17 protein-coding genes are annotated in these 19,724 nt (G+C 69.6%); 10 read left to right on the top strand and 7 right to left on the bottom strand.

The window, feature by feature from the left end:
* Nucleotides 1-55 precede the first annotated feature (55 nt).
* The 4 genes from ACN22W_RS27285 to ACN22W_RS27270 all read left to right on the top strand — a co-directional run bounded on the left by ACN22W_RS27285 (nucleotide 56) and on the right by ACN22W_RS27270 (nucleotide 5,935).
* Nucleotides 56-496 (top strand): Rrf2 family transcriptional regulator, encoded by a 441-nt coding sequence (locus tag ACN22W_RS27285; RefSeq protein WP_048248218.1) that lies wholly within the window; start codon nucleotides 56-58, stop codon nucleotides 494-496.
* 260 nt (nucleotides 497-756) lie between these two features.
* Nucleotides 757-1,335, top strand: a complete 579-nt coding sequence (locus tag ACN22W_RS27280; RefSeq protein ID WP_419687859.1) for a DUF2760 domain-containing protein — start codon at nucleotides 757-759, stop codon at nucleotides 1,333-1,335.
* Entirely contained in the window at nucleotides 1,332-3,173 is a 1,842-nt protein-coding gene (locus ACN22W_RS27275) for an Hsp70 family protein (RefSeq protein ID WP_419687858.1), read from the top strand. The genes ACN22W_RS27280 and ACN22W_RS27275 overlap by 4 nt, the downstream gene beginning before the upstream one ends.
* A gap of 5 nt (nucleotides 3,174-3,178) precedes the next feature.
* Nucleotides 3,179-5,935, top strand: coding sequence for an Hsp70 family protein (locus ACN22W_RS27270; protein WP_419687857.1), 2,757 nt, complete (start codon nucleotides 3,179-3,181; stop codon nucleotides 5,933-5,935).
* Between the two features lie 135 nt (nucleotides 5,936-6,070).
* Here ACN22W_RS27270 and ctlX read toward each other — a convergent pair whose 3' ends face one another.
* Both ctlX and ACN22W_RS27260 read right to left on the bottom strand, forming a co-directional pair.
* Nucleotides 6,071-7,072: a citrulline utilization hydrolase CtlX gene (gene ctlX / locus ACN22W_RS27265; RefSeq protein WP_419687856.1), complete on the bottom strand. Its 1,002-nt coding sequence runs from the start codon at nucleotides 7,070-7,072 to the stop codon at nucleotides 6,071-6,073.
* Between the two features lie 59 nt (nucleotides 7,073-7,131).
* Entirely contained in the window at nucleotides 7,132-8,211 is a 1,080-nt protein-coding gene (locus ACN22W_RS27260; protein ID WP_419687855.1) for an ornithine cyclodeaminase, read from the bottom strand.
* 293 nt (nucleotides 8,212-8,504) lie between these two features.
* Between ACN22W_RS27260 and ACN22W_RS27255 the strand changes: the two genes are divergently transcribed.
* Nucleotides 8,505-8,936 (top strand): Lrp/AsnC family transcriptional regulator, encoded by a 432-nt coding sequence (locus ACN22W_RS27255; protein ID WP_048248212.1) that lies wholly within the window; start codon nucleotides 8,505-8,507, stop codon nucleotides 8,934-8,936.
* 57 nt (nucleotides 8,937-8,993) lie between these two features.
* On the opposite strand, the gene ACN22W_RS27250 is transcribed toward ACN22W_RS27255, so the two are convergent.
* The gene (locus tag ACN22W_RS27250) at nucleotides 8,994-9,917 is read right to left on the bottom strand and encodes a LysR family transcriptional regulator (RefSeq protein ID WP_419687854.1); all 924 of its coding nucleotides are present in this window, start codon (nucleotides 9,915-9,917) and stop codon (nucleotides 8,994-8,996) included.
* A gap of 146 nt (nucleotides 9,918-10,063) precedes the next feature.
* Between ACN22W_RS27250 and ACN22W_RS27245 the strand changes: the two genes are divergently transcribed.
* The gene (locus ACN22W_RS27245) at nucleotides 10,064-10,915 is read left to right on the top strand and encodes an SDR family oxidoreductase (RefSeq protein WP_419687853.1); all 852 of its coding nucleotides are present in this window, start codon (nucleotides 10,064-10,066) and stop codon (nucleotides 10,913-10,915) included.
* Between the two features lie 149 nt (nucleotides 10,916-11,064).
* Here the strand turns inward: ACN22W_RS27245 and ACN22W_RS27240 are convergent, their stop codons facing one another.
* The 4 genes from ACN22W_RS27240 to ACN22W_RS27225 are packed head-to-tail and all read right to left on the bottom strand — an operon-like array spanning nucleotide 11,065 to nucleotide 14,673.
* Nucleotides 11,065-11,658 carry a peroxidase-related enzyme gene (locus ACN22W_RS27240; protein WP_412025207.1) on the bottom strand — a complete coding sequence of 198 codons (594 nt, stop codon included), beginning with the start codon at nucleotides 11,656-11,658 and terminating at the stop codon, nucleotides 11,065-11,067.
* Complete coding sequence (locus ACN22W_RS27235; protein WP_419687852.1) at nucleotides 11,655-12,185, bottom strand: CMD domain-containing protein; 531 nt, start codon at nucleotides 12,183-12,185, stop codon at nucleotides 11,655-11,657. The genes ACN22W_RS27240 and ACN22W_RS27235 overlap by 4 nt, the downstream gene beginning before the upstream one ends.
* Nucleotides 12,186-12,229: 44 nt before the next feature.
* Nucleotides 12,230-13,672 carry an NAD(P)-binding domain-containing protein gene (locus tag ACN22W_RS27230; protein WP_419687851.1) on the bottom strand — a complete coding sequence of 481 codons (1,443 nt, stop codon included), beginning with the start codon at nucleotides 13,670-13,672 and terminating at the stop codon, nucleotides 12,230-12,232.
* The gene (locus ACN22W_RS27225) at nucleotides 13,669-14,673 is read right to left on the bottom strand and encodes a LysR family transcriptional regulator (protein ID WP_419687850.1); all 1,005 of its coding nucleotides are present in this window, start codon (nucleotides 14,671-14,673) and stop codon (nucleotides 13,669-13,671) included. Before ACN22W_RS27225 ends, ACN22W_RS27230 begins: the two co-directional genes overlap by 4 nt.
* Before the next feature lie 355 nt (nucleotides 14,674-15,028).
* Here ACN22W_RS27225 and ACN22W_RS27220 point away from each other — a divergent pair, with 355 nt between their 5' ends.
* From ACN22W_RS27220 to ACN22W_RS27205, 4 genes are read left to right on the top strand one after another with little or no spacing between them, the layout of a single operon-like run.
* Nucleotides 15,029-16,222, top strand: coding sequence for an ABC transporter substrate-binding protein (locus ACN22W_RS27220; protein ID WP_419687849.1), 1,194 nt, complete (start codon nucleotides 15,029-15,031; stop codon nucleotides 16,220-16,222).
* 22 nt (nucleotides 16,223-16,244) lie between these two features.
* Entirely contained in the window at nucleotides 16,245-18,056 is a 1,812-nt protein-coding gene (locus ACN22W_RS27215) for an ABC transporter permease (RefSeq protein ID WP_419687848.1), read from the top strand.
* Between the two features lie 11 nt (nucleotides 18,057-18,067).
* Nucleotides 18,068-18,925: an ABC transporter ATP-binding protein gene (locus ACN22W_RS27210; protein ID WP_419687847.1), complete on the top strand. Its 858-nt coding sequence runs from the start codon at nucleotides 18,068-18,070 to the stop codon at nucleotides 18,923-18,925.
* Complete coding sequence (locus ACN22W_RS27205) at nucleotides 18,922-19,683, top strand: ABC transporter ATP-binding protein (RefSeq protein ID WP_419687846.1); 762 nt, start codon at nucleotides 18,922-18,924, stop codon at nucleotides 19,681-19,683. Before ACN22W_RS27210 ends, ACN22W_RS27205 begins: the two co-directional genes overlap by 4 nt.
* The last annotated feature ends 41 nt before the right edge of the window (nucleotides 19,684-19,724 follow it).

The following is a 19,724-nucleotide window of genomic DNA, read 5'->3' as shown; positions in this document are numbered from 1 at the left end:
GGCGATGGTATCATTCATGCAACTTCAGAAGTTCCGAGAGAGGGGAGGCCCGCCCGTGAGAACCGACAGCCGTTTGTCGCGCATGCTGCATGCGCTGATCCACATGGACCAGGCCGACGGCCCGCTGACGTCGGAGGCGATCGCGACGATGCTGTGCACGAATCCGGTCGTCGTGCGGCGCCTGCTGGGCGGCTTGCGCGACTGCGGTTACGTGCAGTCGGAGAAAGGGCATGGCGGCGGCTGGGTGCTGAGCGTCGCGCTCGACGACATCACGCTGCTCGACGTCTATCGCGCGGTGGGCGCACCGCCGCTGTTTTCCGATCTGGTGCCCGAGGACGAGCCCGAATGCCTGGTCGAACAGGCGGTCAACGCGCATCTGTCGGCCACGCTTAAGGACGCCGAAGCGTCGCTGCTGGCGCGCTTCGGCGAAGTCACGCTCGGCATGCTGTCGCGCGATTTCGAAACGAAGGCCGCGCTGCGGGGCTATACGCGCTGACGCGCCGCAGCATCGCGATCGATCGCACCTGACGTGCAATCCGGTACGATCCGCCGCGGCCGAAACCGCTGCGCTGCGATGTTCTGTCCCCCAACTTCTGCCCGGTTCGCCCGCCACAGGGCAAAATACGGGTTTTCCGCACCCGCGAGGGCGCGACCGAATCACGCGCCGGGCGGCGCCAGTGCGCATCGCGCACGCCGCCGCCGGGCGCCCAGGCAAGATCGCTCGCCGTGACGCGAGCCCACAGGAGTCCAGACCCCATGCCCGAATCCAACCTGTCCTTCTTCGGCCGGCTGTCGCTTGCCGTCGGCACGTTCTTCTCCGTGCTCGGCAACCGCGAGTTCGCGGCCGGCGTGCTGCGCGTGCGCGACGGCGCCCCGGTACCGGTCGCGCCGGCACCGGCCGCGGCGCCCGTGGCACCCGCGCCCGTGAAGGCGCCGGCGCCCGAGCTGCGCGAAGCGAGCCCGCAGGCCGCGCTGCAACTGCTCGGCCTGCTGCAGCGCGATGCGCGCTTCATCGACTTCGTCGAGGAAGACATCGCCGGCTACGCGGACGCCGAGATCGGCGCGGCCGCACGCCTCGTGCATGACGGCTGCCGCGCCGCGTTGCGCGAACACTTCACGATCGTGCCGGTGCGCGATGAAGCCGAAGGCAGCCGCGTGACGCTGCCGGCCGGCTTCGACGCGACGGCCGTGCGCGTGACGGGCAACGTGGTCGGCTCGGCGCCGTTCACGGGCACCGTCAGCCATCGCGGCTGGCGCGTGGCCGACGTGCGCCTGCCGAAGCTGACGGGCAGCCACGACGCATCGGTGGTCGCACCGGCGGAGGTGGAACTGTGAGCGATCCGCGCTATTCGATCGGTATCGACCTCGGTACGACCCATTGCGCGCTGTCGTATGTCGACAGCGCCGCGAGCGACGGCGAAAAGATCACGCAGCAGGTGCTGCCGATCGCGCAGCTCACCGCGCCCGGCGCGCTGGAATCGCGCGACCTGCTGCCGTCGTTCCTCTATCTGCCGCATGAAAGCGAACTGACGCAGGGCGACCTGACGTTGCCGTGGACGGCATCGCGCGCATTTGCAGTCGGCGAGATGGCGCGCACCCGCGGCGCGGGCACGCCGATCCGCCTCGTGTCGAGCGCGAAAAGCTGGCTGTGCCACGCGGGCGTCGACCGCCGCGCGGCGATCCTGCCGAGCGATGCGCCGCCCGAGGTCGCGCGCGTGTCGCCGCTGGAAGGCTCGATCCGCTACCTGACGCACCTGCGCGAAGCGTGGGACCACGCGCATCCCGACGCGCCGTTCGCCGACCAGGACGTGACGGTCACGATCCCCGCGTCGTTCGATCCGGCCGCGCGCGAACTGACCGCCGAGGCCGCACGCGCCGCCGGCTATTCGCGGATGACGCTGCTCGAGGAGCCGCAGGCCGCGCTCTACAGCTGGATCCAGAAGAGCCAGGGCGGCTGGCGCAAGCAGGTGCAGGTCGGCGACCTGATCCTGTGCGTCGACGTCGGCGGCGGCACGACCGACCTGTCGCTGATCGCGGTGGTCGAGCGCGACGGCAATCTCGAACTGCATCGCGTGGCGGTCGGCGAGCACATCCTGCTCGGCGGCGACAACATGGATCTCGCGCTGGCACACATCGTCGCGCGCAAGCTCGCGCAGCAGGGCACGCAGGCCGATCCGTGGCAACTGCGCGCACTCACGTACGCGTGCCGCGCCGCGAAGGAAACGCTGCTGTCCGACCCGTCGACCGACGCGGTGCCGCTCGTCGTGCCGAGCCGCGGCTCGAAGCTGATCGGCGGTTCGATCCGCACCGAGCTCACGCGCGCGGAACTCACGCAGACGATCCTCGAAGGCTTCTTCCCGCAGGTCGATGCGGCCGCGCGCCCGGTGAGCCGCGCGCGCGTCGGCCTGACGCAGCTTGGCCTGCCGTATGCGCAGGACGCGGGCATCACGCGCCATCTCGCGGCGTTCCTCGGCCGCCAGGTCGCGGCGCTCGACACGCTCGAAGGCGTGCAGCGCACGCTGCCGCAGGGCGCGACGTTCCTGCATCCGACGGCCGTGCTGTTCAACGGCGGCGTGTTCAAGTCGACGCTGCTCACGCAGCGCGTGCTCGATACGCTCAATAGCTGGCTCGCCGCCGAAGGCGCGCCGCCCGCGCGCCTGCTCGAAGGCGCGGATCTCGATCTCGCGGTCGCGCGCGGCGCGGCTTATTACGGTTACGTGAAGCGCGGCCGTGGCGTGCGCATTCGCGGCGGCACGGCGCGCGCGTATTACGTCGCGATCGAATCGGCGATGCCGGCGGTGCCGGGGCTCGAACCGCCGGTGCAGGCGCTGTGCGTCGCGCCGTTCGGGATGGAGGAAGGCTCGGACGCGGCGTTGCCGCCGCAGGAGTTCGGCCTCGTCGTCGGCGAACCGGTGCAGTTCCGCTTCTTCGGTTCGTCGGTGCGCCGCCAGGACCAGGTCGGCACGCTGCTCGACTACTGGTCGGCGGAAGAGCTGCAGGAGCTCGAGGAAATCCAGGCGACGCTGCCCGCCGAAGGGCGCACGGTCGGCGAGATCGTGCCGGTGAAGCTGCATGCGCGCGTGACCGAAGCCGGCACGCTCGAGCTTGAAGCGATCCCGAGCGGCACCAACGAGCGCTGGAAGGTCGAGTTCGACGTGCGCGGCGCCGCCTGAGCACGATGAAGCGCTATACGGTCGGCATCGACCTCGGCACGAGCAATACGGTCGTCGCATACGTCGAGGCCGGGTCCGACGCGATCCGCGTGTTCGACGTCGAGCAGCTGGTCGGCCCCGGTGCGGTGGCCGCGCAGCCGCTGCTGCCGTCGGTGCGCTATCACCCGGCGGCGGGCGAACTGCCGCCGGACGCGCTGCGGTTGCCGTGGGCGGGTGGCGAGCACGCTAAAGCGAAGGCAAACGCGGTTGAAGCGCCCCCGGCCGTGATCGGCCGTTACGCGCGCACGCTCGGCGCGCAGGTGCCGGGCCGCCTCGTGTCGAGCGCGAAGAGCTGGCTGTCGCACGCGTCGGTCGACCGGCTCGCGGCGATCCTGCCGTGGGGCGCGGCCGACGGCGTCGACAAGGTGTCGCCGGTCGACGCGAGCGCGAGTTATCTCGCGCACGTGCGCGATGCGTGGGACGCCCGTTTTCCCGATGCGCCGCTCGCGAAGCAGGACGTGATCCTGACGGTGCCCGCGTCGTTCGACGACGGCGCGCGTGCGTTGACGGTCGAAGCCGCGCGGCGCGCGAAGCTGCCCGCGCTGCGGCTGCTGGAAGAGCCGCAGGCCGCGTTCTACGACTGGCTGTACGGGCAGCGCGAGTCGTTGCGCGACACGTTCGCCGATGCGCGGCGCGTGCTGATCTGCGACGTCGGCGGCGGCACGACCGATCTCACGCTCGTCGATGTCGCGCCGGGCGATGACGGCGAGCCGACCTTCACGCGCGTCGGCGTCGGCAACCACCTGATGCTCGGCGGCGACAACATGGACCTCGCGCTCGCGCGCCTGGTCGAGACGCGGCTGACCGAGCCCGGCACGCGGCTGTCGGCCGCGAGCCTGTCGCAACTCGTCGAACGCTGCCGTGCGGCGAAGGAGCGGCTGCTCGGCGACGACGCGCCGGCGTCCGTCACCGTCACGCTGCTCGGCGCGGGCAGCAAGCTCGTCGGCGGCGCGCGCTCGGCCGAGCTGACGCGGCAGGAAGTCGAGCAGATCGTCGTCGACGGTTTCTTTCCGCAGGTCGAGGCCGATGAACTGCCGCGCCGCGCGCGGGCCGCGATCGTCGAATTCGGCTTGCCTTATGCGAGCGACCCGGCCGTCACGCGGCACGTCGCCGCGTTCCTGAATCGTCATGCGGAAGGCCCGCTGCCCGACACGCTGCTGCTCAACGGCGGCGTGTTCCGCGCGGGCGCGCTCGCCGGCCGTCTCGCGCAGACGCTCGGCGCGTGGCGCGGCGCGCCGCTCGACGTGCTGCACAACGCGCATCCGGACGTGGCGGTCGCGCGCGGCGCGGTGGCCTACGGGCTCGCGCGCGCCGGGCATGCGCCGCGCATCGGCGGCGGTTCCGCGCGCAGTTATTTCCTCGTGCTCGACGACGGCGCCGCCGATTCGGCCGCGCGCGGCGTCTGCCTGCTGCCGCGCGGGGCGGAAGAGGGCCGCGAGATCCGGCTCGAGGATCGTACCTTCGCGCTGCAGCTCGGGCAGCCGGTGCGCTTCCACCTCGTGTCGACGGTGGCCGAGACCGCGTACCGGCCCGGCGATCTCGTCGAACTCGACGGTGGCGATTTCGTGCGCTTGCCGCCGATCGCGACGGTCGTCGACCGGCAGGCGGGCAGCGATGCGCGCGAAACGCCGGTGAAGCTCACCGCGTCGCTGACCGAGGTCGGCACGCTCGAAATGCATTGCATCGCGACCGACGACGCGGCGCGCCGCTGGCGGCTCGAATTCCAGTTGCGCGGCGACGCGCCGGCGCATGACGGCGACGCAGCGCTCGCCCGGCATCCGCGGCTCGATCAAGCCCTCGAGCTGATCGAGCGCTCGTTCGGCAGCAAGGCCGCGGACGTCACGCCGAAGGACACGCGCCGGTTGCGCGCGCAACTCGAACACGTGCTCGGCGCGCGCGAAGAGTGGGACGTTGCGCTCGCACGCGAACTGTTCGACGCGTTGCTCGCGCGTGCACGGCGACGCCGGCGCTCGGCCGATCACGAGCGTGCATGGCTGAATCTCGCCGGCTATTGCCTGCGCCCGGGCTTCGGCCATCCGCTTGACGCATGGCGCATCGAGCAGCTGTGGCCGCTGTTCGACGACGGGATTCAATACGTGAACGACGCGCAGGTGTGGTCCGAGTGGTGGACGCTGTGGCGGCGCGTGGCCGGCGGCCTCGACGACGACGCGCAGACGCAGGTGCGCGACGCGATCGCGTTCCTCGAACCGTCCGACGACAAGCGGCGCAAGCTGCCGTTCGATCCGGGCAAGGTCGGCCCGGCCGACATGACGCGCTTGTCCGCATCGCTCGAACGGCTGCCCGTCGAGCGCAAGGTCGAGCTGGCCGAGCGCCTGATCGCGCAATTGCAGAAGCCGGCCGAGCGTGCGCTGTGCGCATGGGCGCTCGGGCGTATCGGTGCGCGCCGGCCGTTCTACGGCAGCGCGCACAGTGTCGTGCCTGCGGAAGTCGCCAATGGCTGGCTCGACGCGCTGCTCGCGCTCGACTGGAAGCAGGTCGAGCCGGCCGCGTTCGCGGCCGCGCAGATCGCGCGGATGACCGGCGACCGTTCGCGCGACCTGCCGGACGAGATGCGTGACGCGGTGATCAAGCGTCTGTCGGCTGCGAATGCGTCGGCGGCATGGATCGACATGGTCCGCGAAGCGATCGCGTTCGACGAAGCCGACACGGTGCGCGTGTTTGGCGAAACGCTACCGGCGGGGTTGAAGCTGCTGACCACCTAAGCGGCGCGGCGGGCACCGGTATCGTTCGGATACCGGAGCATTCCTGGATGCGTCGCCGCATCGATGTCCTTCGAATACGAAAACGGCTGCCGTTGCATCGCATCGGCAGCCGTTTTCGTTTTGCCGGCCTGCCGGTCAGACCTGCGGCGTCGTCTCGCGTGGCGATGTGGCCGATTCCACGGCGATCACGTCCGGCGTGCTTGCCCGCCGCGCGAGATGAATCCCCGCGAGCATGCACCGCACCGATCCGCCGGCCAGTTCGATCGTCGGCACGTCGAGCGGCAGCAGCCGCGCGGAGCGTTCGATCGTCGCGCGCTGATCGGCCGTGAGGCAATCGAACGCACGCCGCGACAGCGCGAGCACGCGCCCACCTTTGCCCGACAATTCCAGCGTATTGCCCGCGAAGTTCGCGATCTGCGATTGATCGAGCGCGATCACCGTGCGACCCGTTTCGGTCAGGCGGCGCGCGATTTCGTCGCGGCGCCGGCGATCGGCGATCAGGTCGAGGCCGACCATCGCGAACTCGGTCGCGACGCTCATCATCACGTTCGTGTGATAGATCGGGCGCCCGTCGGCATCGGCCGTATCGAAGCAGATCGGCTCGAAATTGAAGTGCGTGCAGAAGCGTTCGAGCGCGACCGGATCGGCGCGGCGCGAACGCGCGGTGTACGCGATGCGCGCGACGTGATCGAGCACCATCGCGCCCGTGCCTTCCAGGAACACATCGTCATATTCGAGGCCCGAATAGTCGATCACGTCCTGCACGCGATATTCGGCTTTCAGCATCTCGATGACATCCGCGCGCCGCTCGCGGCGGCGGTTCGGGCTGTGCATCGGATACAGCGCGACGTGGCCGCCCGGATGCGTCGAGAACCAGTTGTTCGGGAACACCGAGTCGGGCGTGTCGCGCTCGCCGTGGTCGTCGAACACGTGCACGCGCACACCCGCATCGGCGAGCGTCTGCGCGGCGGCCGTGACTTCGTCGCGTGCGGCGGCGGACACCGATGACGTGTCGGCTGCGCCGCCCGCGGCCGTGCGCTGGAACGCGTTGTCGGCCGCGGTCTGCGGGTTCGGCAGGAAACGATGCGGCCGGATCATCACGACGGCGGCCGGCGCCTGGATCGATACGAGATTCATGGAAGACAGGAGCGAGAGGCAGGGAGCCGGGCGGCGCACGGGCCGCCCGGGGATGACGGTCAGCGCGCGAACGCGGCGACGGCTTCGGTCACGAACGTCGCGTGACCCTGCGCGATCGCGGCCGGGTCGTCGATCAGCGCGAACAGGTTCTTCGGGTCGACGGCCGGCGGAATCAGCGCGATCTCGACGCCTGCGTTGTGCTGCTGCGCGAGCGCATACAGATAGCGCAGCGCCGAGTAATCCTCGAGCGCGAAGCCGACCGAATCGAACACCGTGACCTCGTCCGCGCGTTCGCGGCCGGTCGTTTCGCCCTGCAGCACGCGCCACAGTTCGGTGACGGGGAAATCGGCCGGCATCTGCTGGATCTCGCCCTCGATGCGCGACTGCGGCTCGAATTCGACGAACACGCGGCCCGCGTGCAGCACACCCGCTTCGAGTTCGGTCTTGCCGGGGCAATCGCCGCCGACCGCGTTCAGATGCATGCCGGGCTCGATCATGTCGGCCGTGACGATCGTCGCGTAGGCCTTGTCGGCGGTGACGGTCGTCACGATGTCGGCGCCGCGCACGGCGTCGGCGGTCGACGTGGCACGCACGACGCGCAATTCAGGGTACGCGGCGAGGTTCTGCACGAGCTTGTCGGTTGCGAGCGGATCGACGTCGAACACGCGGATTTCGTCGATGCCGAGCAGCGTGTGGAACGCGATTGCCTGGAATTCGCTCTGCGCGCCGTTGCCGATCAGCGCCATCGTGCGCGAGTCGGGCCGCGCCAGCGCCTGAGCGGCGAGCACCGACGTCGCGGCCGTGCGCAGCGCGGTCGTCAGCGTGAGCTCCGCGAGCAGCAGCGGGTAGCCGGTATCGACTTCGGCGAGCGCGCCGAACGCCATCACCGTGTGCATCCCGCGTGCCGCGTTGACGGGGTGGCCGTTCACATACTTGAACGCGAACAGCGACGCGTTCGCGACGGGCATCAGTTCGATCACGCCGTCGCGCGAGTGGCAGGCGACGCGCGGCGACTTGTCGAAGTCGGCCCAGTGCAGGTAATCGGCGCGCAGCGTGTCGACGAGTTCGCGCAGGAACGTCGTGACGCCGGTCTTGGCGATCAGTCGGGCGGTGGCGGGAACGTCGAGGAAGCGAGTCATCGGTCTGTCTCCATTATCTGTGCCGGTACGGGTGTCCTGGCATTCCGGTCGACCGGGCGATGCTTCGGCACGGGCGCGGGCTTGCTGAAAGCGGCAGTGCGGCCTATTCGGCCGGTCGATGGAGTCATTATTTCCGTGAGTCGAGCCAACAAAAAGACAGCAAAAGTGGCAGATTTCTCGATAGACTTGGCAAAATGCCAGCCGATTCCGGCACTTTGTCAGATTCGCGCTGGCCGGAATGCGTAGTCTCCGGCACGCTGGCGGCCGGCTCACGCTCAACAGGAAGCCCGTTCATGATCACGCTCGACGACGTCGACCGGCAGCTCATCGCACTGCTGCGCGACAACGCGCGACTGCCCGTCGTCGCGCTGGCGAAGGAATTGCGCGTCGCGCGTGCGACCGTGCAGAACCGGCTGACGCGGCTGGAGAAAAACGGCGTGATCGTCGGTTACACGGTGCGGCTCAAGCCGGCGGCCGAGCGGCACCGGATCCGCGCGCTGATGTCGATCGCGGTGCAGGGCAATCGCGGCGCCGAGATGGTGAAGGTGCTGCGCGGGCATCCGAACGTCGCGTCGATCCACAGCACCAACGGGCGCTGGGATCTCGTCGCCGAATTGCACGCCGATTCGCTCGAGCATTTCGATCGCGTGCTCGGCGCGATCCGGCTGATCGACGGTATCGCGAGTACGGAGACGAGCATTCTGCTGTCGACGCACAAGGCGTAACGCGCGGCGGCCCGCGTCGGGAAGCCCGGCAGGAAGCCACCCGCCTGTCGATCCCCGTCAGCCGAACGTATCGACGCGCGCCCGCCACTCGCTGCGCGAAAACGACTCCGTCAGAAACTCGACGAACGCACGCACCTTCGGCGGCGTGAGGCGCGCATGCGCGTAGTACACGTAGATCGTGCCGGCCATCGCCGGATAGCGCGTGAGCACGCGCACGAGCCGGCCTTCGTCCAGGTGCGGCAGCACATGATGTGCGCCGAGCCGCGCGAGCCCCATGCCTGCCACGGCCGCATCGCAGATGGCGTCCAGATCGGTCAGCACGACGCGCCCGTCGATCGGGACCGTCACCGTTTCGCCATTCATCGTGAATGCCCAGTCGCGCATCCGGCCCGTCGTCGCGGAGCGCAAGCGGATGCAGTCGTGGCGCGACAGGTCGGCGAGCGTCGCCGGTTCGCCGTGCTTCGCCAGGTACGCGGGGGAGGCGACCGTCAGCAACCTGATCGGCACCAGCTCGCGCGCGACGACGTTCGCGTTGTCCTCGACGCCCGAACCGATCGCGGCGTCGAAGCCTTCCCTCACCAGATCGACGTGGCGGTTCTCGAGGCTCCAGTCGAGCCGGAGGTCCGGATAACGTTCGAGAAACGCCGGCATCAGCGGCAACACGTACTGGCGCCCGAACCCCGGCGCGATGCTGATGCGCAGCGTGCCGGCGGGACGCGCGTCGCGCTCGGTGAGCGTCGCCATCGCCTGGCTCAGCGCGCTGGCCGCCGCCGACGTTTCCGCGTACAGCCGTTCGCCGGCCTCCGTCAGCGTGAGGCTGCGCGTCGTGCGGCGGAACAGCCGCGTGCCGAGGCTGCGCTCCAGTTTCGCGACATGCTTGCTGACGGCCGCGGGCGTAACGCCCAGCCGGCTGGCCGCCGCTGAGAAGCTGCCGGCTTCCACGGTCCGGAGAAAGCTTTCCAGCACGCGCAGATCGTTCATGGCGATTCGATCGAAAGCGTTGAAATTAATTCGACGCATTATGGACTATTCGGCATGAATGGGCGCGACTAGGATGAAGCCGGTCGTGTCGTGTTCCGCGGTCCGGCACTACGGCGCGCATTCCATTTGCGATCAGGAGGCACATCATGTCCCACACCATTCTCGTGACCGGCGCGACCGGGACGATCGGGCGCGAACTCGTCGCGCAACTGAAGGCGGCCGGCGCGCACGTGATCGCCAGCTCGAACAGCGGCAGGGCGGTCGAAGGCGTCGAAACGCGTCGCGCGGATCTTGCCAATGTCGCGAGCCTGACGCGTGCGTTCCAGGGCGTCGACACGCTGTTCCTGTTGCTGCCGTTGCAGGCCGACATGGTGACGCTGGCGGGTAATGCCGTTGCGGCGGCCAGGGCGGCCGGCGTCACGCATATCGTCCGCTCGTCGGGCGCGGGTGCCGATGCCGCGTCGTCGATCGCGATCGGTCGCGTGCAAGGCGAGATCGACCGGCTCGTGATGGAGTCGGGTATCGCGTACACGATCACGCGGCCCAACTGCTTCATGCAGAACTTCGTGACGTACTACGCGGGCATGATTCGCGGGGGCGCGCTGTATCTGCCGCTGGGCGACGGGAGGGTGTCGTTCGTCGACGTGCGCGACATCGCCGCCGTCGATGCGACGATCCTGCGGCACCCGGCCGATCATGCGGGACGGATCTACGAGCTGACGGGCGGCGAAGCACTGTCGAGCGCCGATGTGACCGCACGGATCGGCACGGCGCTCGGGCGCAAGGTCGAGTACGTACCGGTGACGGACGATGCGGCGATCGAATCCATGCGCGCAGCGGGTGCCGACGCATGGTCGATCGATGTGCTGATGAGCCTGAACCGGATGATCGCGGCCGGCCAGGCGGCGGCCGTCAGCGCCGACGTGCAGGCGCTGCTCGGCCGGGCGCCGATCGCGTTCGAGCGGTTCGTTGCGGATTACGTCGAAAGCTGGCGCTGAGTGGAGCAGACGCCGCTTTTTGCTGCGACTTCCGCGGTGGTACGCGCGATGTTCGTTAGGGTCGCGCGTTTTGCATCGTCGACGCATCGCATGATCGATGTGTCGGGCGACGCCCGGGCAGCGTATGCCGCCCGGTGTGCGTCGCCATGTCAGGCGTCGATTGCCGGCTCAGGAAAAACCGGCTCGCCCAGCGTCAGCATCAACCGGTTCGCCCACGCGAAGATCGCGACCGCGTGCGACAGGTCGAGGATTTCCTCGTGTGTCAGCCCTTCGGCTTCAAGCGCGGCGATGTCGTCCGCGTCGACCGTGTCGGGCCGCTCGGTCAGTGCAATCGCGTAGCGTACGATCGCGCGTTCGCGTGCCGTCGTGCCGGCCGTCGCGGGATCGTCGAACACCTGCTCGATCGCATCGGTGCGTTTCGCGAGCTGCGCGAAGCGCTGCGCGTGCACCGATGCGCAATACACGCAACCGTTCACGCGGGACACAGCCGTGCTGGCCAGTTCGCGCTCGGCACGCGACAGCCCGCCGGGGCCGTACATGATCGCGTTGAACACGCCCGAGCGCTGCCGCAGGATCTCGGGCAGGTGGACGAGCAGCAGGTAATAGTCGGAGGTCTTCGCGTGCGGGTGGCTCGCTTCGAGCACGGTCAGCTGGTCGGGTGTCGCGGCATCGAGCGATACGGTGTCGAGCCACGCGCGCCAGCCGAGCGTGTCGGACGTGAAGCCATGCGTGGTCGTCGTCATGCGGCCTCCTTGGCGGCGCGCGCCTGAAGCGCGCGCGCAGCAGCCCCGACGCGCAACTGGTACGCGACGAACGCAACGAGTTGCGACAGCGCGACGATCGCGGGCGTCGTGAGGTCGGCCGATTTCAGCGCGTCGAGATCGGACGGGCGCGCATCGACGGGTGCCAGTGCCAACAGCCGCGCATGCACGAGGATCGCGCCGAGGCGTGGGGGAAGCGCGTCGAATGCGTCGGTGTCCGCGCGTGCGATGTCCTCGGTGGTGCCGCCCGCATCGAGCAGCCGCGTGCGGTATGTCGAGGCCAATGCATCGGCGTTCGACTTCAACGCGACATACCGCGCCGCATGCAGTCTTTCGATCAGCGAAAGATCCGGCAACGCGGGATCGAACAGCGCGGCCTCGCTCAGCCGCGTATGGAGCAGTACCTTGTCGCGTGCGCGACGCAGCGCGGCCACCGCATCGCCGTCACGCAGGCCGGCCACCGCGTCGATCGTATCCGGCACACCAGCCGGAATGATGGATTCAGTCATCGTTTCGATTTCCCTTCGTCGTTATGTGATCGATGGACGCGCGCTCACACATCCGCGTCGCGCCATTCGTCGCCTTGCAGCTCGGCGTTCGCGTATGCGACGAGCGCGTCGTAATGGCGGTCGCGATCGGCGTCGAACAGCCGGCTCGCGATGCCGCGCGCGAGCCGTTTCGCGCCCGCGCTGATGGCCGGAATATCGCCGGACAGCTTGCCGTGGCTCAGGCTTGCCGCATGGTTGAAGCAATGGATCCGCGTGACGGCTTCGCACGCGCCGGGCTCGCGTTCCTGGAACGCGAACGCGGGGCCGAGATCGGGCGACTCGGCGAGTTCGTCGAGCCACGTGCCCGGTTCCGGGCGATAGCGATCCTTCCAGCGCCGAACGTGCGCGCCGAACGACGCGAATTCCGCGCGTGTCGTCCAGTCCGAATGAAAGCCGGTCGCGAAGATCAGGAAGTCGACGGGGTAGCGCCCGCGCGGCGTCGTCACGTCGAGGCCGTCCGGATGATCGGCGAGCGTCTCGATCGGGCTGCCCGCGTGAAAGTGCGCGTGCGCGTGGCGCGATACGCGCAGCACGCTGTCGCGCGGCGGCGGCGTTTGCGACGTCAACGCGTAGTGCATGAAGCGCCACTTCGTCGCGTCGTCGAGATCGGCGTAACCGTGTACGAGGCCCGGACTGCCGATGCCCGTCAGCTTGTTGATGCGCGGAATGTCCGCACGGCGGAAGAACAGGTCGACGCGCGCCGCGCCGGCTTCGAGCGCGGTGCCCGCGTTGTCGAACGCGGAGGCGCCCGCGCCGACCACGCCGACCCGCTTGCCCGCGAGCGCCGCGAAGTCGATCGGCTCGGACGAGTGCGCCCAGCGCGTGCGCGGCGCACGTTGCGCGACGGGCGGCAGGTACGGGCCGCCGAGCCCGTCGCGGCCGGTCGCGAGCACGACATGCCGGGCGAGCAGGGTCTGCGCTTCGCCGTTGCCGCGCACGTCGAGTGCGAGCAGCCCGTCGTCGCGCGGACGCAGCGCGACGAGCGTGGTGTCGTTGCGCACCTGCAGGTTGAGCACGCGCCGATACCAGCGCAGGTAATCCATCCATTGCGTGCGCGGGATCTTGTAGAGCGCGTCCCATGCGTCGCGGCCGTATTGCGCTTCGAACCACGCGCGGAACGTCAGCGCGGGCAGGCCGAGCGCGGGGCCCGCGAGCTGCTTCGGCGAGCGCAGCGTGTCCATTCGCGCGAACGTGACCCACGGCCCTTCGTAGCCGGCCGGCGCACGGTCGATCACGCACTGGTTGTCGATGCCGAGCAGGCGCAGTTCGGCGGATGCCGCGAGCCCGGCCATGCCGCCGCCGACGATCGCGACGTCGAGCACGCGCGTGCCGTCGGCGTCGCGCGGCGGCACCCACGACGGCGCGGGCAGGTCGAGCCAGCGCAGGTCTTGCGCGAGCCGCGCTTCGAGGGCGTCGAGTGCGTTGAGCGCATTGAGCGGTGTCGTCATGCGGCCTCCGGGCGCGTGCGGCGCGTCCGCGTCGTGCGAGCCGGACGATCGCTGCGCAGCCGGTCGCCGCGCAGCAGCGCATCGTGCGCGGCGGCTTCGTGAAAGACCACGTCGTCGAGCAGCGCGCGCGTCGTGCGGTGCAGTGCGTCGAGCAGCGCATCGACGGCGGCGGTGCGCGCCTTGCCGGCCGGCGTCGCGACGCCGAACGCGAACGGGATGTCGACGTCGAGCGGGCGCGCGACGACGCCGTCCACCGGCAGCGCGACGCCCGTGGCCGGATCGACGATGCCGATCCCGATGCCCGCGCGCGCGGCCATCACCGCATTCAGCGACGCATTGGTTTCGATGAACACGTGCGTATCGATGCGCGCGGCCGCGAATGCCGCGTCGATCCGCTGGCGCAGCCGGTGCCGGTTCGCGACCGTGACGATGCGGCGGCGCGCGAGATCGCGCAGCGCGATGCGCGGCTTCGCCGCGAGCGGGTCGCCGGCGGGCAGCACGGCGACGCACGGTGTTTGCGCGATCCAGTGCACGTCGAGCCCCGCATGCGCCATCGGCAGCGTGACGACGCCGACGTCGGCCGTGCCGGCCAGCACCTCGTGCACGACATGCTCGGCTGATTCGCTGCGCAACTGGTAGTGCGGCGCATGCGCGTCGTCGGGCAGCGCGGCGAGCGCGGCCGGCACGAGCGTCGCGGCGAGCGAAGGCGTCGCCGCGATGCGCATGGGTTCGGCCGCTTCGTTGCCGAGCGCGCGCGCCCGCGCCTCGATCGCGCGCAGGCCGACCAGCGAGCGCTCGACTTCCTCGTACAGCAGGAACGCGCGCCGCGTCGGCGTGACGCGCGGGCCGTGCCGGTCGAACAGCGCGTAGCCGAGATCGGCTTCGAGCTCCTGGATCTGCCGTGTAACGGCCGGCTGCGAGCGGCCGAGCAGTTCGCCCGCGCCGGTCACGCTGCCGGCCGACATGACCGCGGAAAAGGCTTCGAGTTGATGCAGCTCCATGACGCGTTCCGATGATGCGATTTGCGCATTGTAGGAGTGCGAGCATGCGCGATTCATATAATGATTTTTGCTATCGACAGCGCGAAAACTGCGAAGCGTGCGGGTGACGCGGCTGCCGATGGTGCGTGTCGGTGTATCGGCTGCGATTGGCATCGCGCAGGAAACGCCAATCGAATCAACGTGATGCGACGCACGCTCGTACACCGCGCGCTACACGACATGCAGAGGACCATCCACGAGCGTGATCCGCTTCGCGCCGCGCGCGATATCGATATGCGCAAAACTTCGTTGGATCGCCCTGAACCGGATGGTTACATGCCCTCACTCTTTTCGACTGACTGAAGGTGGGGGCGGCATGAACGTTTCGGGGAACGACGCACGCGGCGCATGGCGGCGTGTGCTGGGCACGGTGGCGGCGCTTGCCGCAGCATGGGGCTTGTCGACGGGCGGCGCGCTCGCGGCGGGCGTGTCCGGCGAGCCGGTGGTGGTCGGCGTGAGCGGGCCGCTCACGGGCCAGGACGCGCAATACGGCGAGCAATGGAAGCGCGGCTTCGATCTCGCGCTCGACGAGATCAACGGCAGCGGCGGCATACACGGCCGGCCGCTCGCGATCGACTTCCAGGACAGCCGCAGCGACCCGCGCCAGGCGGTGGCGATCGCGCAGAAGTTCGTTGCCGATCCGCGCATCGCGATCGAGCTCGGCGATTTCTCCAGCGCGACGTCGATGGCCGCTTCGCCGATCTACCAGCGCGGGCAACTGGTCCAGTTCGGCTTCACGAACTCGCATCCGGATTTCACGAAGGGCGGCGATTACCTGTGGAGTACCGCGCTGAGCCAGGCCGAGGAGCAGCCGCTGCTCGCGCGCTACGCGGTGAAGGAACTCGGCTTCAAGCGGATCGCGGTGCTGTACCTGAACACCGACTGGGGCCGCACCAGCAAGGACATCTTCGCGAAGGCGGTGGCCGGGCTCGGCGCGCAGGTCGTCGCGGCCGAGGGTTACCAGCCGGCGGAGAAGGATTTCCGCTCGACGCTCGTGCGGATCGGCGCGTCGAAGCCCGATTCGATCGTGCTGATCTCGTACTACGCGGACGGCGCGCAGATCGTGCGGCAGGCGCGCACGTCGGGCGTCACGCTGCCGATCGCGGCGGTCGGCTCCGTGTATTCGCCGAAATTCCTCGAACTGGGCGGCGCGGCCGTCGACGGCGTCTATACGGAATCGAACTTCTTCCCGGCCGAGCCGCGCCCCGAGGTGCAGGCGTTCGTGCAGCGCTATCGCGCGAAATTCCACGCCGATCCCGATTCGTTCGTTGCGCGCGCATACGACGCGCTGATCCTGTCGGCCGAGGTGCTGCGCCGCTACGGCACGACGCGGCAGGCCGCGCACGACGGCTTCGCGAAGATCAGCGACGTGCCGAGCGTGATCTTCGGCAAGGTGCGCTTCGATCCGCAGACGCGCCGCGTCGCGGGCGCACGTACCGTGTATCTCGTCGTGAAGCAGGGGCAGTGGGCGCTGTGGGACGGCGCGAAGCCGCAGCTCGCGGCGCGCTGATTCGGCACCCGGACGCATCGTGATGGCTTCCTGGCTCGACTACACGCTCAACGGCCTCATCGTCGGCAACATCTACGCGCTGCTCGCGGTCGGGCTCGCGCTGATCTTCGGCGTGTCGCACCTGATCAACTTCGCGCACGGCTCGGTCTACATGGTCGGCGCGTTCATCGGCTGGCTGTGCCTGACGCGCTTCGGGCTGCCGCTGCCGGTCGCGCTCGCGGCGGTCGTCGTCGGCTGCGGCGCGCTCGGCGTCGCGATCGAGCGGATCGGGCTGCGGCCGCTGCGCCACGCGGCGCGGATCGCGCCGCTGCTCGCGACGATCGGCATCAGCTTCATCCTCGACCAGCTCGCGCAGCTCGCATTCGGCGCGGACCCGCGCGCGGTGCCGACGCCGCTACCCGACTGGCACGTGCGGATCGCCGGCGCGACGCTCGGTTCGCTCGACCTGCTGATCGCGGGCATCGGTATCACGGCGGCCGCGCTGCTGTACGGCTTCCTGCGCTTCACGCGGCTCGGCTGGGCCGTGCGCGCGACCGCTCAGGATCGCGATGCGGCGCTGCAGATGGGCGTCGACGTGGATCGCGTGAACCAGACCGTGTTCGCGATCGCGTGCGCGCTCGGCGGCGTGAGCGGGCTGCTGGTCGGCATGTACTACAACAGCATCGATCCGGCGATGGGCTTCCAGGCGACGCTGAAGGGCGTGGTCGCGCTGCTGATCGGCGGGCTCGGCAACGTGCCGGGCGCGATCGCCGGCAGCCTGCTGCTCGGTCTCGTCGAAAGCTACGGCGTCGCGCTGTTCGGCACGAGCTATCGCGATCTGTTCGCGTTCGGACTGCTGATCGTGTTCCTCGTGTGGCGGCCGAACGGCTTGTTCAGCGCGAACCGCGCGCTGCCCGCCGAGCCGATGACGGGCACCTTCCTCGCGGCCGCGAAGGCCGTGCGCGTGCCGCGTCCTGTGCTCGTCGCGCTGGTCGCGCTCGCGGCCGTGCTGCCGTGGCTCGGCGCGTCGCCGTACGTGTTGCAGACGCTGACCAACGCCTGGCTGTACGGCCTGCTCGCGCTGAGCCTCACGCTCGTCGCGGGCACGGTCGGGCAGATCTCGCTTGGACACGCGGCGCTGCTCGTGATCGGCGCGTATGCGTCGGCGCTGCTGTCGTCGGATCTCGGCTGGTCGCCGGCCGTGACGATTCCGTGCGCGGGTGCGATCACGGCCGTGCTCGGCACGCTGCTCGTCTATCCGGCGTTCCGGCTGCGCGGGCACTACGTGTCGATCGCGACGCTCGGCATCGGCGAAGTGGTGAGCCTCGTGATCCTGAACTGGGACGGCCTCACGCGCGGCCCGCTCGGCATCACCGGCATCGCGCCGCTGTCGTGGGCGACGACCGCGCGCGCCGCGTACTGGTTCACGTTCGCGGTGCTCGTCGGGTTCGCGCTCGTGCAGGTGCGGCTGCTGCGCTCGCATCTCGGCCGCACGCTGCGCGCGGTGCGCGAGGACGACGTCGCCGCGCGCGCACACGGCATCGCGCCGAACCGCTACAAGGCGATCGCGTTCGCGGTCGGCGGTGTCGCGGCCGGCGTGAGCGGCGGTATCGCCGCGCATCTGTACAGCTACATCAATCACCAGACCTTCGATTCGCAGGTGTCGATCCTCGCGTTGACGATGGTGATCCTCGGCGGGCTCGGCAACGTGCTCGGCGGCATCGCCGGCGCGATCGCGCTGATCGGGTTGCCCGAGCTGTTCCGCTGGGCGGCCGACTACCGGATGCTGATCTACGGCGTCGTGCTGCTGCTGCTCGTCCGGTTCCGGCCGCAGGGCCTGCTCGGCACGGTGTGAGGAGGAATGCGATGACCACCACTCGACCCTTGCTCGACGTGCAGGGTTTGACGCGCCGTTTCGACGGCGTGACCGCGCTCGACGGCGCGAGCCTGACGCTCGCCGAAGGCGAGCTGCTGAGCGTGATCGGGCCGAACGGCGCGGGCAAGTCGACGCTGTTCAACCTGATCGCGGGCGCGGATCGCCCCGACGCCGGCCGCGTGACGTTCGACGGCCGCGACATCACGGGCACGGCGTCCGAACGGCTCGCGGCGCTCGGCATCGCGCGTACGTTCCAGCACGGCCGCGTGTTCGGCAACCTGAGCGTGCTCGACAACGTGCTGATCGGCGCGCATGCGCGGCTGCGCGCGGCGCGGCCGGGCTGGCCCGTGCTCGGCGCGGCGGCCGAGGTGCTGCGCGCGCTCGTGCGGCCCGCATCGGTGCGGCGCGAGGAAGCGGCGTTGCGCGACGAGGCGCGCGCGATCGTCGCCGGGTTCGGCGAACGGCTCACGCCGCGCATCGATCACCCGGCGCATAGCCTGTCGTATGCGAACCGGCGGCGCGTCGAGATCGGCCGCGCGCTCGCGCTGCATCCGCGCCTGCTGCTGCTCGACGAACCGACGGCCGGGATGAACGAGACGGAGACGGCCGAGATGCTGCAACTGATCCAGTCGTTGAAGGCGCGCGGCCTGACGATCCTGCTGATCGAGCACAAGCTCGAACTCGTGATGCGTGTGTCCGACCGCGTGATGGTGCTCGACAACGGCGTGAAGATCGCCGAAGGCGCGCCGCGCGACGTGCGGCACGATCCGCGCGTGATCGAAGCCTATCTCGGCCGCCGCCATGCGGGCGGCGCGCCGGCCGATCGCGCGGCGCAGGCGGCCGCATGACCGCCTCTTCTTCCGGACCCGACACGACCATGACCGACGCGCTGCTGAAACTGGAACACCTCGACACGTTCTACGGGCCGGTGCAGGTGCATTTCGACGTGAACTTCGAAGTCGGCCGCGGGCAGATCGTCAGCCTGCTCGGCGGCAACGCGAGCGGCAAGTCGACGACGATGAAGCTGATCCTCGGGCTGATGCGGCCGCGTCGCGGCGTCGTGCGCTTCGACGGCGACGACGTGACGGCGCTCGCGACGCCGCAGCGCGTGCGGCGCGGGATCGCGGCCGTGCCCGAGGCGCGGCGGCTGTTCGGCGACATGAGCGTGCGCGAGAACCTGCTGATGGGTGCGTACACGCGCGGCGATCGCGCGGCGGTGGCTGAAGACTACGAACGCGTGCTCGACCTGTTTCCGCGCGTGAGGGAGCGGCTCGCGCAGCGCGCGGGCACGCTGTCGGGCGGCGAGCAGCAGATGCTCGCGATGGCGCGTGCGCTGATGGCGCGACCGAAGCTGATCTGCATGGACGAACCGACGATGGGGCTGTCGCCGCTCTATGTCGACAAGGTGCTCGAACTGATCGACGCGATCAACCGGCAGGGTGTGACGGTGTTCATGGTCGAGCAGAACGCGAGCCTCGCGCTGGAGATCGCGCACTACGGGTATGTGCTGCAGACGGGGCGCGTGGTGCTCGAAGGGCCGGCGAAGTCGTTGCTCGCGGACGAGCGGATCAGGGATGCGTATCTCGGGGGAGAGGTCGCGGCCTAGTCGCGTGAACCTGTCGCGGCGCGCGTCGATGCCGCACCGTG

The organism is Burkholderia theae (genome assembly GCF_048565265.1).
Taxonomy (GTDB): domain Bacteria; phylum Pseudomonadota; class Gammaproteobacteria; order Burkholderiales; family Burkholderiaceae; genus Burkholderia; species Burkholderia theae.
This window is presented reverse-complemented; position numbering and strand designations above follow the sequence as displayed.

Coding starts and splice junctions, on each gene's coding strand:
- ACN22W_RS27280 (WP_419687859.1), top strand. CDS start 757: ATGCCCGAATCCAACCTGTCCTTCTTCGGCCGGCTGTCGCTTGCCGTC.
- ACN22W_RS27270 (WP_419687857.1), top strand. CDS start 3,179: ATGAAGCGCTATACGGTCGGCATCGACCTCGGCACGAGCAATACGGTC.
- ctlX (WP_419687856.1), bottom strand. CDS start 7,072: ATGAATCTCGTATCGATCCAGGCGCCGGCCGCCGTCGTGATGATCCGG.
- ACN22W_RS27260 (WP_419687855.1), bottom strand. CDS start 8,211: ATGACTCGCTTCCTCGACGTTCCCGCCACCGCCCGACTGATCGCCAAG.
- ACN22W_RS27255 (WP_048248212.1), top strand. CDS start 8,505: ATGATCACGCTCGACGACGTCGACCGGCAGCTCATCGCACTGCTGCGC.
- ACN22W_RS27250 (WP_419687854.1), bottom strand. CDS start 9,917: ATGAACGATCTGCGCGTGCTGGAAAGCTTTCTCCGGACCGTGGAAGCC.
- ACN22W_RS27245 (WP_419687853.1), top strand. CDS start 10,064: ATGTCCCACACCATTCTCGTGACCGGCGCGACCGGGACGATCGGGCGC.
- ACN22W_RS27240 (WP_412025207.1), bottom strand. CDS start 11,658: ATGACGACGACCACGCATGGCTTCACGTCCGACACGCTCGGCTGGCGC.
- ACN22W_RS27235 (WP_419687852.1), bottom strand. CDS start 12,185: ATGACTGAATCCATCATTCCGGCTGGTGTGCCGGATACGATCGACGCG.
- ACN22W_RS27230 (WP_419687851.1), bottom strand. CDS start 13,672: ATGACGACACCGCTCAATGCGCTCAACGCACTCGACGCCCTCGAAGCG.
- ACN22W_RS27225 (WP_419687850.1), bottom strand. CDS start 14,673: ATGGAGCTGCATCAACTCGAAGCCTTTTCCGCGGTCATGTCGGCCGGC.
- ACN22W_RS27220 (WP_419687849.1), top strand. CDS start 15,029: ATGAACGTTTCGGGGAACGACGCACGCGGCGCATGGCGGCGTGTGCTG.
- ACN22W_RS27215 (WP_419687848.1), top strand. CDS start 16,245: ATGGCTTCCTGGCTCGACTACACGCTCAACGGCCTCATCGTCGGCAAC.
- ACN22W_RS27210 (WP_419687847.1), top strand. CDS start 18,068: ATGACCACCACTCGACCCTTGCTCGACGTGCAGGGTTTGACGCGCCGT.
- ACN22W_RS27205 (WP_419687846.1), top strand. CDS start 18,922: ATGACCGCCTCTTCTTCCGGACCCGACACGACCATGACCGACGCGCTG.